This window comes from Ekhidna sp. (genome assembly GCF_039960695.1).
In the GTDB taxonomy this organism is placed as follows: domain Bacteria; phylum Bacteroidota; class Bacteroidia; order Cytophagales; family Cyclobacteriaceae; genus Ekhidna.
Genome location: NZ_JBDVKP010000018.1, coordinates 335,758 through 349,038, shown reverse-complemented (window position 1 = coordinate 349,038; position 13,281 = coordinate 335,758). Strand labels below are relative to the sequence as shown.

General features: G+C 39.7%; 12 protein-coding genes. 4 read left to right on the top strand and 8 right to left on the bottom strand.

All coding sequences use genetic code 11. The features are described from left to right. Positions 1 to 60: 60 nt before the first annotated feature. Positions 61 to 843 (top strand): prolipoprotein diacylglyceryl transferase, encoded by a 783-nt coding sequence (lgt, locus tag ABJG98_RS11625; RefSeq protein WP_348279689.1) that lies wholly within the window; start codon positions 61 to 63, stop codon positions 841 to 843. On the opposite strand, the gene ABJG98_RS11620 is transcribed toward lgt, so the two are convergent. Genes ABJG98_RS11620 through polA form a run of 3 tightly spaced genes read right to left on the bottom strand, consistent with a single transcriptional unit; the run spans position 830 to position 5,436 of the window. Continuing rightward, positions 830 to 1,714: a diacylglycerol kinase family protein gene (locus tag ABJG98_RS11620; RefSeq protein ID WP_348279688.1), complete on the bottom strand. Its 885-nt coding sequence runs from the start codon at positions 1,712 to 1,714 to the stop codon at positions 830 to 832. The genes lgt and ABJG98_RS11620 overlap by 14 nt on opposite strands. A gap of 2 nt (positions 1,715 to 1,716) precedes the next feature. After that, positions 1,717 to 2,667, bottom strand: coding sequence for a threonine/serine dehydratase (locus ABJG98_RS11615; protein ID WP_348279687.1), 951 nt, complete (start codon positions 2,665 to 2,667; stop codon positions 1,717 to 1,719). 9 nt (positions 2,668 to 2,676) lie between these two features. Beyond that, positions 2,677 to 5,436 carry a DNA polymerase I gene (polA, locus tag ABJG98_RS11610; protein ID WP_348279686.1) on the bottom strand — a complete coding sequence of 920 codons (2,760 nt, stop codon included), beginning with the start codon at positions 5,434 to 5,436 and terminating at the stop codon, positions 2,677 to 2,679. Positions 5,437 to 5,539: 103 nt separating this feature from the next. Here polA and ABJG98_RS11605 point away from each other — a divergent pair, with 103 nt between their 5' ends. Together ABJG98_RS11605 and ABJG98_RS11600 are read left to right on the top strand one after the other, a co-directional pair. Continuing rightward, on the top strand, positions 5,540 to 6,079 hold the full coding sequence (locus ABJG98_RS11605; protein WP_348279685.1) for a TetR/AcrR family transcriptional regulator: 540 nt from the start codon (positions 5,540 to 5,542) through the stop codon (positions 6,077 to 6,079). A gap of 1 nt (position 6,080) precedes the next feature. Then, the gene (locus ABJG98_RS11600) at positions 6,081 to 6,503 is read left to right on the top strand and encodes a GNAT family N-acetyltransferase (protein WP_348279684.1); all 423 of its coding nucleotides are present in this window, start codon (positions 6,081 to 6,083) and stop codon (positions 6,501 to 6,503) included. Between the two features lie 7 nt (positions 6,504 to 6,510). Here ABJG98_RS11600 and ABJG98_RS11595 read toward each other — a convergent pair whose 3' ends face one another. The 5 genes from ABJG98_RS11595 to ABJG98_RS11575 all read right to left on the bottom strand — a co-directional run bounded on the left by ABJG98_RS11595 (position 6,511) and on the right by ABJG98_RS11575 (position 12,060). Beyond that, positions 6,511 to 7,617 carry a DUF2911 domain-containing protein gene (locus ABJG98_RS11595; protein WP_348279683.1) on the bottom strand — a complete coding sequence of 369 codons (1,107 nt, stop codon included), beginning with the start codon at positions 7,615 to 7,617 and terminating at the stop codon, positions 6,511 to 6,513. A gap of 99 nt (positions 7,618 to 7,716) precedes the next feature. Beyond that, the gene (locus tag ABJG98_RS11590) at positions 7,717 to 9,132 is read right to left on the bottom strand and encodes a WD40 repeat domain-containing protein (protein ID WP_348279682.1); all 1,416 of its coding nucleotides are present in this window, start codon (positions 9,130 to 9,132) and stop codon (positions 7,717 to 7,719) included. Between the two features lie 95 nt (positions 9,133 to 9,227). Continuing rightward, the gene (locus ABJG98_RS11585) at positions 9,228 to 10,283 is read right to left on the bottom strand and encodes a helix-turn-helix domain-containing protein (protein WP_348279681.1); all 1,056 of its coding nucleotides are present in this window, start codon (positions 10,281 to 10,283) and stop codon (positions 9,228 to 9,230) included. Between the two features lie 20 nt (positions 10,284 to 10,303). Further along, positions 10,304 to 10,810: a hypothetical protein gene (locus ABJG98_RS11580; protein WP_348279680.1), complete on the bottom strand. Its 507-nt coding sequence runs from the start codon at positions 10,808 to 10,810 to the stop codon at positions 10,304 to 10,306. Continuing rightward, positions 10,807 to 12,060 (bottom strand): hypothetical protein, encoded by a 1,254-nt coding sequence (locus ABJG98_RS11575; RefSeq protein WP_348279679.1) that lies wholly within the window; start codon positions 12,058 to 12,060, stop codon positions 10,807 to 10,809. Before ABJG98_RS11575 ends, ABJG98_RS11580 begins: the two co-directional genes overlap by 4 nt. Positions 12,061 to 12,167: 107 nt before the next feature. Between ABJG98_RS11575 and ABJG98_RS11570 the strand changes: the two genes are divergently transcribed. Then, the gene (locus ABJG98_RS11570; RefSeq protein WP_348279678.1) at positions 12,168 to 13,277 is read left to right on the top strand and encodes a hypothetical protein; all 1,110 of its coding nucleotides are present in this window, start codon (positions 12,168 to 12,170) and stop codon (positions 13,275 to 13,277) included. Positions 13,278 to 13,281 lie beyond the last annotated feature (4 nt).

Genomic DNA, 13,281 nt, shown 5'->3' with positions numbered 1-13,281 from the left:
ACCAAATTGACCTATAAGTGTTAGTATTTTCCCCTAATTTTCTGTGAACATATAGCTACTATGCATCCAGAATTATTTTCAATCGACGACTTCACCATCCATACCTATGGTTTCATGATCATGATAGGGGCTACATTGGGCTTCTTTTACATGACACATGTAGCCAAGAAAGATTTAGGTATTGAGCGAGACCAAATTCAAAATCTGGCCATCCTTGTAATTGTTTCGGCTTTTATCGGAGGTAAGCTTTTCTTCTACCTGGAAAATCCAGGCTACTACTTTAGTTCATGGGAAAACATGAGCAAAAACTTTCGAACGGGGTTTGTATTTTACGGTTCGCTTCTTTTTGCAGTTCCTTTAATTGTTTGGTTTTTCAGAAAGGAAAAATGGCCGCTTTGGCCACTTATGGATAGATTGGCAATAACCGCTTGTATCATTCATGGGCTAGGTCGATTAGGCTGCTTCTTTGCAGGCTGCTGTCATGGGACACCAACAGAATTGCCTTGGGGAGTTACTTTCACCGACCCAATATCACAAGCAGAGCCTCTACACACCCCTTTGCATCCCACACAGTTGTATTCAGCTTTTCTAATTTTTGGCATAATGGCCTTCCTTTTAATGCTCAAACGTCACAACCGATTTGAGGGACAACTCTTTTTTATCTACATTATCCTCTACGCATTTGGGCGAGCAATTATTGAGATCTTTAGAGGCGATGAGGAGCGTGGATACATCATTGATGGTGTGCTTTCACACTCACAGTTTATCAGCATTGGTGTAATTGCGCTAACGGTCTGGGCTTACCTAAGATTCAAAAGAAAATCGAAGTTTAAGAAGAAATAACTCTCAGCTGCAATGCATTTGGCAAAATCTTGACTTTGAATGGTGGTTTTCCAATTTGCTCCCCATCAATATGTGCGAAAAGTGTATCATTTGCCTCTACAGTGATCTCATTAACTTGATGAAATTCAACCTCTTTCAATGATCCATGTGTCCCATTTGAAAGTTTGCTGATATTCAAGAATCTTCGGAAAGGCGATAATGCACCAATCTCACAAATGTCTAATTTGCCGTCATTTACTTTTGATCTGGGCATGAGCTTAAAGCCTCCACCAAATGTGGTCCCATTTCCAATGGCTAAAAGAATCAGGTCTTTTTTATGTGCTTTACCATCTAAGGAAAAGCTGAATGTTCGCTCTTTATATCCACCCAGAATTCGAAGCACGTGATAGTAGTAGGCGGCATGTCCTTTCAAAAACCCGATACGTTTAGAGGTCATATCCTCAACAATCTGGCCGTCAAAGCCAATGCCAACTCCATTGACAAATTTCCGCTCATTGCACTGGCCTAAGTCAACTCGCATGATCTCACCATCTATTGCTGTCTGGATTCTTTCACTGGTTGATTTTCCAATTGATACATTTTTGATAAAGTCGTCGCCAGTTCCTGCTGGAACAATTCCAACTGGAATATCATATTTCAATCCATTGATAGATTCGTTGATGGTCCCGTCACCACCAACAATAATGAGATCAGTAAAAGATTCATCTAAACTATCAGATACTGCTTTGGTAGCACTCATACTTTTGACAGTATCAAAAACATGATGCGCTATTTTTAGCTCTTTGAGTCTGACAGAAAGCTTTTCACAAAGTGTTTTGGCATCTCCTCCTGCAAAGGGATTCCAAATAACAAAGATTTTACGTCCGTCCATTACTAGAAAGGTAGTTTGGTTAAGTCGACGTTTCCTCCAGTGAGAATCACGCCCACGCGTTTTCCTTTAAATGTTTTCCGGTTTTTTAGTATGGCGGCAAATGGTACAGCGCATGAAGGTTCAATGACGATTTTCATCCGCTCCCAAATCAGCTTCATGGCATCAACAATTTCTTTTTCAGTAACTGTGAATACCTCTTTCACATGTTCTTTTAGAATTTCGAAGTTTTTTTCTCCGATTGTTGTTTTCAGCCCATCTGCTATAGTATCAGAAGAAGTATTTGGAATAATTTTTCCAGCCTTTAAGGACTGATATGCATCATCTACTGCTTCTGGTTCCCCCAAATATACTTCCATATTTGGATCCAGGTGGTGTGCGATGAGACATGTGCCTGAAGCTAGCCCTCCTCCTCCTACTGGAGAAATGATGCAATCCAGATCATCGATTTCTTCAATCAACTCCTTAGCAGCAGAGGCCTGTCCGGCGATGATATTATAATCATTGAATGGATGAATCAGGATGGCTCCAGTTCTTTTCACCACATCTTCACAAGTCTGTGTTCTTGAGGCATCATTCGGTTGGCAAAGAATCACTTCTGCATTGTATCCTTTGACTGCATCGATTTTTACCTTTGAGGAATTCTCTGGCATGACAACATATGCTTTTGTTCCTGCCAGTTTTGCGGCTAGCGCGACTGCTTGTCCATGATTTCCTGACGAATGACAGGCAAAACCATTCACACGCTCTTCCGGCCGATGGCTGAAGATAGCATTAGCTGCTCCTCTCATCTTAAAAGCTCCTACCTTTTGAAAATTTTCACATTTAAAAAAAATATTGCATCCTGAAATCTCGTCGATGTTCTTTGAAGTCATCACCGGTGTTTGAATGATGTATTTGGAGATGCGCTGATGAGCTCTCTTAATGTCGGAGAAAGATGGAATGTTTGTTTGCATGATTTAAAATTAATGCGCTTGCAGCCAGTTGTCACCTACACCTATGCCAATCTCCATGGGAACTTCAAGTGGATGCGCATTTTTCATGAATTCCTCCACTTTGGATACTAACAAGCCCTGTTCGTCTTTGTGCATATCAAAAACCAATTCATCATGCACTTGCATAATCATTTTAGACTTCAATTTTTCTTCTTGCATCCATTTATGGATATCTATCATCGCAATCTTAATAATGTCTGCAGCACTTCCCTGAATGGGAGCGTTGATGGCATTTCGCTCGTCAAACCCACGCATCGTAAAGTTTCTTGAATTGATGTTTCTTAAGAATCGTCTCCGGCCAAGAATGGTCTCTACATATTCATCTTTCTTGGCCTTTTCAATGGTTTCATCCATGTATTTTTTCACATTGGGGAATTCCTTGAAGTAGGAGTCTATTATTTCCTGTGCTTCTCCTCGGGAAATGTTTAGGTTTTGTGAAAGACCATAGGCTGAGATTCCGTAAATGATACCGAAGTTTACTTCTTTGGCCTTCCGCCGCATGCCTGACTCTACATTGTCTACATCCACTCCAAATACCTTAGCTGCTGTGGTGGCGTGAATATCTCTACCTTCTTTGAATGCCTGCATCATGCTTTCATCCTTTGAGAATGCTGCCATGATGCGTAGCTCAATTTGGGAATAGTCTGCAGCCATGATCAAGTGGCTGTCGTCTTTCGGTATAAACGCTTTTCTAATCTCACGTCCCTTTTCCGTACGGATCGGAATGTTCTGCAAGTTGGGGTTGTTTGAGCTTAATCTTCCCGTTGCAGCTACAGTTTGCCTGTAATCGGTATGGATTCGACTATCTGCTTTACTTATCAATTTCGGTAGTGCATCCACATAAGTAGATTTCAGTTTTTGATATTCGCGAAATTCTAAGATCTGAGCGGCAATGCTGTGTTCATCTGCCAGCTTGGACAAAATATCTTCGCCAGTAGCATATTGACCAGTTTTCGTTTTCTTGGGTTTTTCTACCAGTTTTAATTTTTCAAAAAGAATTTCCCCCAGCTGCTTAGGTGAGCCAATGTTGAACTCAACGCCTGCCGTATCGAAAATCTCCTTCTGTACTCGACGAGTTTCATCATCCAGCTCCTTCGACATTTTTTCAAGAGTGGCAGTGTCTACTTTCACACCTTGATATTCCATGTCGGCCAACACAAATGATAAAGGTTCTTCTACCTCATGAAGGAGCTTTTCCAGCTTGCGCTCTGCTATGTCTTTCTCTAGCAATTCTTTTAGTTGTAGCGTAATGTCAGCATCTTCACATGCATAATCCTTCACCTTTTCTACCTCAACCTGGTCGATTGTTTTCTGATTCTTTCCTTTCGATCCGACGATGCTCTCAAAGGAGATGGTCTTATAATTAAGAAATTTGTCGGCCAGCCAATCCATGCTGTTATTCGACTCTGGATCAAGCAGAAAATGAGCGAGCATGGTGTCGAAAATTTGGCCTTTTACATGAACATCATAATTGCGCATGATCTGGATATCGTATTTCAGATTCTGACCAATTTTTTGAATGCTTGGGTTTTCCAATACCTCCCGAAAAGCAGTGGCTACCTCTTCTGCATTTTCGAAGCAGGGAACATACCATGCCTCTCCTTTTTCAATGGCAAAAGCAATACCAACAAGCTTAGCTTCTCTGGTTTCCAAACTTGTAGTCTCTGTATCAAAGCAGAAAGATTTTTGTGCCTTTAGTTTTTCCACAAGTTTAGCTATTGCCTCAGCTCCTTGCACCAGGTGGTACTTGGGCTTTGCTGTTGCAAAGGACGCTTTGTCATCTACAGGCTCTGGTGCTGCTCCCCCACCATCAAATAATCCAAGCTGTTGTGTGTCCCCTTTCTTGATGTCATTTTCTTCCTGAAAAACACGGCGAGCGATGGTCTTAAACTCCAACTTGTCAAATATCGGTTTTAGAATATCTGGATTTGGATCCCCGTATTTTAGGTCTTCTTCATTGAACTCAATAGGAGAATCAACCTTAATCGTTGCAAGCTCCTTGGACATGATGCCTTGCTGGCCATGTTCTTCCACTCGCTTCTGCAATGCTCCTTTTAGTTCATCAACATGCTCAATGATGCCTTCTACAGAACCATATTCTTTGAGGAGCTTAGATGCAGTTTTGTCTCCTATTCCAGGGATTCCAGGGATGTTATCAACAGAATCTCCCTTGAGGCCGAGCACATCTCGCACCTGATCTACTTTATCTATGTCAAACTTGGCTAATACCTCGGGAATGCCCATGATATCCACGCCATTGCCCATTCTTCGTGGTTTGAACAAGGAAATGTTCTCATCAACCAACTGGGCAAAGTCTTTATCGGGTGTCATCATATACACTTTGAAGCCTTCTTTACCAGCCTTCTTAGCAATGGTGCCAATGAGGTCATCTGCTTCATATCCGTCCTTCATAAGGATAGGTATGTTAAAGCCTTCAACAATTTTCAGACAGTAAGGAATTGCTACTTTGATTTCCTCTGGTTGTTCCTGCCGGGTGGCTTTATATTCTTTGTAAGATTCGTGCCGGAAGGTTGGAGCGTGAGTATCAAAAGCTACGCCAATGTGTGACGGTTTTTCCTTGGTAATGATCTCCAAAAGGGAGTTGGTAAAGCCAAGGATTGCTCCGGTATTGATACCATTAGTTGTCAATCGTGGGTTTTGGCTCATTGCAAAGTGCGCACGGTAGATCAGGGCAAAAGCATCAAGCAGGAAGAGTTTCTTTTCGGACATGAGGTAAAGGTAGCAGACTCATTTATTTCAACACTAGAAAAATATTAGCAATGGTTTGGAGTTTTAGATATATCAACTAAATTACAGACCGAACAGTCGGTTTATGAACAAAAAAGAACTTATCCTAAGAACTGCTACATCCCTTTTTAGTGAGAATGGATTTGAAAATACTTCCATGAACCAAATATGTAATGCAGCAAATGTCTCTAAGGGGTTGGTCTACCATCATTTCGATTCGAAGAATGAAATCTTAGTTGAAATCTTTAGGAATACAACAGAGCAAATGAAGAATATCAGCTCATTATCTTCTAATGAATCACCTTCGGATCAATTGCTAACAATAATTGAAAACTTCTTCTCGCAACTTGAAAAAGATGTAGTGACCTTAAGGCTAAACCTGAATGTCATGTTTCAACCTTCGACAAGGGAGTTTCTAAAGGCTCAAATCGAAGAGCGATCTTCACTTCTTTATGGGTCAGTTAAAAAGATTTTTGATCAAATCGATCAGGAAAAAAGTAATGCCTTGAGTTTCATGTTCATTGCAGAATTGGATGGTATTGCACTTAGCTTTCTATCCATTTTCGAAGATTATCCTCTCCTGGAAATCAAGGACCAATTAGTATCAAAATATCAAAGTCTTTAATATGATCAGAAAATATAATGAAAGCGAGATACCTACTCTCCTTGAGATTTGGGAGGACGCTTCCTCACTTGCTCATCCTTTTTTAACTGCCGACTTCCAGGCGATGGTAAAGCAAATGATGGCCGAAAAGTATTTACCCAATTCTGACACGTGGGTATATGAAGAGTCCGGCAAAATAGTTGGATTTATATCCATGGCTGCAAATGAAATTGGAGGATTGTTTGTTGACCCTCAATCGCACTCAAAAGGAATTGGAACAGCACTGGTAGCGTATGTTGATCATATGCATAATGTGTTAGAAGTCGAAGTGTTTAAAGAAAACAAAATAGGAAAGCCGTTTTATGAAAAAATTGGCTTCAGCACAATAAAAGAGTATTTCATGGAAGGAGCTGATCAGGTTGTTTTGAGAATGAGAAGAAATTGATTCTGAATTAGTCCTCTCGTTCAAGAACCAGCTTATTCTGTAGATACAAATACCTTGCATAATTGACCCACCTGCTTTCCTGCTTCACTGTCATTTCATAGGCTTTCCTGAAGTGTTCTGTTGCTTTTTCCTGATTCTCTTCTTTTAGGTAAAATTCGCCAAATGCAAAGTGATTCTGGTAATTGTCGGGTTGTGCTTTTATTTGCTGTTTCAGGATATTAAAAGCTTCGTCCTTCTTACCTTCCACCGTGTATTTTCGCAACGCGTAATAGTACGTATTGAAGCCGCTGGCACTTCTTAATGCTTCATTTTTCAACCTATTGGATTCCTTTTTCTTACCTTCCTGCAATAGCGCCTCGGACTTCAATATTTTATAGTTGAATTCATACGCTTGTCGCAAGTATTCATTTTCGATCTCTGGCAGTTTGGCAAATGACTTTTCAAGATATGCCATGGCTTCCTGCTTCTTGTTCTCATCTTTCTCAAGTGTTCGGATAAATAGTTCCTGATAATCTGAAGCTTCCTTTTCTTCCTTCTCCTGAAGATCGGCAAGTATATTGTCTAGCGCATTGGTTGAAACAGTAAAACTTATAGCTGTTTCTTCCCAACTAAGTTGCACTTCCGCCGACTCAGTTTTCGGATTTACGAAATCATAACTTAACCATTCTTGAAAAGGCTTCTTCTGAGTTTTAACCGGCACTCTAAGGACGTCATTAGCTTTGTCGTAGTTAAATGCACCCCAACTTGTTCCCGTCGAGAAGACGAGTATCCATTCATCCTTATCTACCAAAACAAGAAAACCATATATACCTGCTGATAGCTTTTTGCCTTCAACCTCTACATCACGACTAAATTCAATTGTGGTACGCTGATTGGAGCCCGCCCGCCATGGATACTCTACTCCATCTACCACGAAATTGAAGGGAACAATTCCACCAAAGATCTTTCTTCCATTCACCGATGGGCTGTGGTATTTGATGGTAATATCGTTGTTGCCGATATTGGCAATGGTGGTTCGAGATTGGCTTACAAGCGTCTTTGCTCCAACATCTTGTGTAAATGCATCCAAAGAAAAAAGAAGAAACACGGAAAGTACAATTGGGTAATACTTCATGAGATCGAATTTATTATGGCTTCAATCTACGATCAAAGTTTAAAGAAGGATAACTCTCCACATTCAAGCTGATTCAAAGTCGTTCAAACTCATTACTCGCTACTTGATCCGCTTATAAATTCGCTGGTGGGTTAATGACCATGTTTCCGCATAATCTGTTGTGAGATAAGATGAGAATTCAAATGAATTTTCGGTTTTAAAGGTCATCACATATTTAGATCTCAGTCTCCCCACTTCTTTATTTCTAAACCAGATGACTTCCAAAATACCGTTAGAAATGGAACCCTCTAATAATGAAAATTTTCCGTGTTCCGAATCAAGCGCTACCATTTGGATGGTTGAATCCTGACCCGTAATGCTGATCTCTCTCGCATAGGATTTGGATCTATAAAATCCTCGATAACGTATGGAAATCCCACAACCATCAATTAATGGTTCTATTGTCGCTATTCCAGTATTATTTTCGTACTCGCCTGGCCTAAGTCGATCCTTTGTTTGAACTTCCCACTTTCCAATGATTCGCGACAAGTACTCATAATTTGAATTTTGGCAAGGATAGCCAGGTCTGAAAATCTCCATTTTCCAAACACGTGTATAATTATCCCCACCACCGGATGAAGTGACAAGTTTATTTCCAATGAGGCGAATACCAGAAACATAGGAATGTTTGATTTTGGATAGTTTTCTACCAAATAGTAGTTCGCCATCAAAATTCCAGACTTTTACAAACCCATCTGCAGAGCCAGAGATAAAATAAGATTCATCGTTAGATACAGCTATGCTGTTAATCATTTTATATTCTTCATCATTTACTCCATGTGCAGTGATTACCTGAAGTATTTCTCCATTTGGTTTCACCATAGAAATGCTACCGTCCATATGTCCTGCAATTAAAAGCTCTTTCGATTCTGCATAATAAATGGACCGGATTCCTGATGCCAGAGAGATTGATTGAAAAAGATTGCCTTGATAGTCCCAGATTTTAATTGTTTTGTCAAAGCCGGCAGTTACAATCCAGTTTTTATCTTCTACAAAGAAGAGGTCGTTGACTTGCTTATCATGATTTAGGGTGAAAATTTGCTCACCATTTCGATCCCAAACTTTTACCGATTTGTCTCTGCTTGCAGTTGCGAGTAGCTTGTCGGATTGTGACACTTTAATAACCGCTTTGTCGTGGCCCAACAAACGCGTGATCAGCCTTCCCGATTCATCCCAAAGGATGGCCGAATTATCATAGGATCCTGATAGAATTGTTCCCTTTTCTGGATAGAAATCTACGGAAGAGACAGAGCTGGTATGACCCTTGAGTTCATGAGTAATTTTTCCACTAATAGAAGTGATATAAACGATAGAGTCCTTCCCAGCGATGAATAGTTTCTTTTGATCAACAGACATGTCGATACCATAGATTGTATTTCCAAATGCTAACGAGTCTAACACCTTCATTTGACCACATAGGTGATTTGAAAGTGCTAATAGTATTGAAAGGCCGGTGTATTGGGTAAGTTTTTTCATATCCGAGTTGAGCTAAACACTCTCTAAACTAAAGTTAAACTTAGTTGATCAGGCCTCAATTCATGAATTGTAGATTCATTAGTATGAGTGGATTATTACTGATTCTTTTCAGCTTTAAACTGAGATGGTGTCAAGCCTTTATGCCGCTTAAAAGTTCTCGTAAAAGAGTTCTTATTACTGAAACCAACAGCATTGGCAATTCCCAAAAAATTGAGGTGTGAAAACCGTTTATCGAGAATCATGTTTTCTGCCTCTTTGATTCGATAAGTGTTGACTAAATAAGTGAAACTGCAATCGAATTCTTCGTTGATGATACTTGATAAGTATTTGGTATTTGTGTGTAGTTTTTTGCTGAGTTCTCGTAAAGAAAAGCTGCTATTCTTGAATGACTTCTGTTTTTCAATTACATCAATGATCTTTGTTTTAAGTGCACTACTTTCAGAGCATGACAGTTTTTTTATTCGTTTTTTTTCAGGTAGGAAAGATGTGCTTTTGAATGCGGAATAGCCTATGAAATGAATAAATATTGAGAAGATCAACACCGAGGCTAGCATGTTTTCTCTATGCATGTTTTCGTCAAAAAAGCTCAAGCCCCATGTAATAGTGATCGCCATGATCAGCAAGAGGCAGACTTTAGTAAGTGACTGAATCCAACTACTTTTTTTGTTTTTTGTTTTTAATGTTGTTCTGTACGATTGCAATCCATATATACAGGCCGAAATCCAGAATCCTATTGTCAACAAATTTCGCAAAGGGTATAAATCACCAGCAGATCGGTGATCCAAAAGAATCAACAACTTCTCCTCACCCGGAATGCTGTAATAGGGGAGCATAATCAAGAGTGCCAATAAGGCCGGAATAAAATGGATTAGCTGTTTTGTTTTAAGACCTTTAGGTGCACAAGCCTCTCTAATGAAGAGCAAATATATTGGTGGTATCGTATAAAGTAGTGGGAGATAAACACCAATTAGATTTGGATACTTGAGAAGGTATCCTTTGAAAACAAAATGCTCGTAAGTCAGAAAAAGTGCTGAAAGAATCAACAGTAAGATTAGCAACCTATGCACTTTTGATGCCTTCTTAAATGCCAAAGCCAAAGCAAGTAAAAAACCCTGAAACGCTCCAAGAATAAGAGGTAAAGAGAGTGACATCACAAAGTGAAAAATTTTATTTAATCCAAAAATTCGTCTGGTATTGGATACTTCTTACTCTCCATCATCCAAAACATGGAGAGAATCCAATACCTGTTTCCATCATAAAACAGGTTGTAACTACTAAACCCTCTGCCTTCTGCCGATTTATCTTCCATCCAAAACTTATATGTACTTATGGTTTGCACGATTGAGCCGTACATTTCGACCTTGCTGAACAACTCTTCTTCATAGAAGCCTTTTTTGTCCAAATAGTCTAGCTTTTCGATGTATTCTTCAATGTCCATATGCATCAACTTATTTTTTTGTTCCTCTTCGGACCAATAGCTATAGGTGAGCTGTGCATTGGAGTGAAATAGATTTCTTAATCTATCAAAATCTCTTGTCTGACCAATGGGCCCAGACACACAATCATAATATGCTGACGTAAGACTCTCTACTGATACAGCATCTTCTTCATAACCTGATTTTTGGGCTATTGAAGCGATGCTGATTAGTAAAAACAGTAGGGTAAGTTTGTGCTTCATAATACTTTATTTTTAGGCGTGATTAGCTCAACAATATTGCCGTTTTGATCGGTAATTTTATAATCTAAAACTTCAGCAAGTCCCCGAAACTTGAATCTTAGACCAACTAATCTGCCCATGGATTCATTATAAGTTTGGCTGTAAACTTCCTCCTCTTCTATGAAAACAGTGAGTTGCTTGTCCTTTAACTTAAATGATAAATTAACTGCTTTTGAGAAGTCGGCGCTCAGAGCTGACAGGTCGTTTTCTTTACCTCTCAGATACACGTCGTTTAGCATGAGGTTATTATCCGACGTGCACCCAATTTTTGAGAAAGGAATGATCATGGCGCCTGAAGTTCCGATGAAATAAATTCGAGCTGATTGACACACCGCCCAACGATCATCAAATGTCGACTTAATCGTTGTTAAAAACTGGAAATTATCCCCTGAAACATCTCCCAGATCATCGATAAAATGAAATGAAATTTCAACTGGCTCTTCTAATTTTTGAACCTCTTCAATGATTTCATTTGTAAAGTTGATTCCGGATTCTGAACCTAATTGTGGTTGAAAATATTTGGGTACAGGATTGTACTCAATCATTCCCAACCAACCATTACTTTTTAAAAAGAGATCGTGAGACTTTGCAATCTGACCATCTGCCAGCAGTTTTGCCTCAAAGTATCCCGGAAAGTAATAGATCCCTGTGGCTTGCGTCTGCTCTTTGGAGATAGCTATGGTTTTTGTTGGGTCCCAATACTGCTGAATTTTGAGACTATCCACTCTCAATGTTTGAGGAATCGAAAAATCAAATACAACAGAATTCGGATATTCTTTGCTAAGTACTTTGCTAGCAAACGTGAATTCGGATGAGTTGATGACAACTTCCGGCCTTTTGTTTCCTATCAGGCTGATGGTGACCAGTGCAAGAATAAAACCGATGGTCACATAAACAGACTTACCTGGCTTCTTTAATCCACTAGACTGAGCGGCTGATTCAACTTGTTTAAACTCACGCCAATTTTCCTTTCCTACAAATCTGGATAGTGCATCCAATGTGGTGATGCTTGGAGCTCCCGTATGCTTTACTACTCCGAAAAAACGCTTCAGTGTCGGAACACTAAGTATCACCTGAGTAGTCTCGAATACTTTTTCCGACAACTCATCAAACATGGAACTATGCCATGAAGAAGCATCTCCCCATCCTAGTTTGCTCTCAATCTTGCTCTGAAGTTGGTTCAAATTGCGTTCTGAAAATTTATCAGCCATGATCAAATGTCTAAAAGATCTTTCTACTGAACAACTCTGAATGGGTTTGAACGAAGATGACATGAAAATGGATGGATCAACTTGCTCAACCAGCGTAAGGTTGTGTTATGAAAACACGAATCAATCTCCTTGTATTGTCACTCTGGGTCAGTTTCAATGCGCGCTCTCAAGAACTCATCCCTATTGATACCAACAACTGGAAAATTCAAGCGCGTGCTTATGTGCTGGAAAAGCATATGGGTACTGATGCCATATATCTACAGGCCGGAGCGATGACACTTAAAGACAAAGAATTTAAAAATGGTATCATTGAGTTTGACATCCATCTTAAGAAAGAACAAGCCTTTCCGGGTGTTTACTTTCGTGCAAATAATACTTCTGGAGATTCGGAGCAGTTTTACGTAAGGCCACACCAATCTGGGAATCCCGATGCAAACCAAGCAGCACCAACCACGAAGAATATATCGCCGTGGCAATTGTATTTTGGTCCAAAATATTCATTCCCATACGAATACAATTACGATACATGGACACATATTAAAATTCTAGTAAATGAAGAGAATGCACAGATTTTTATGGATCACAGTGACAAACCAAATCTGTCCTGGAAATTGTTTCATAAACCTGAATCTGGCAAGATCATTCTGAGAGGCGGAAATTCTTCAGGGTTTCATATTGCCAACATAAAAATCTCTTCTGACACTCCAGAGCTTATCGATTTCAAACCAGTTGAAAGGGAGGCTATTCCCAGTTTGATCCAGGAGTGGGAAGTATCTGACATGTTTGAAGAAAAGCTATTGCACAACCCCAATGATTTTGGTAAAGTGCTGGAAAACAGATCGTGGCAAGGTAAGATTCAGGTTGAAGAAGGAACAGCCGCCAACATTTCAAGAATACAAAACTTAAGAGATGGTACGCCGGGTAATACGGTTTTAGCCAAAATCACAATTACGTCAGATAAAGATCAAATTAAACTGTTTGAATTTGGATATAGCGACCGTGTGGTTGCTATTCTCAATGGCGAACCAATTTACTGGGGTAACAATAAATGGCGTTCACGAGATTATCGCTACCTCGGCACCGTTGGGCTTTTTGATGGGATTTATTTAAATCTTCAAAAGGGCAAAAATGAACTGCTAATGGCTGTATCCGAAGATTTTGGTGGATGGTTGATTACAGGAAGATTCACAGATTCGAAAGGAATTAAAATCAAGTAGTTAT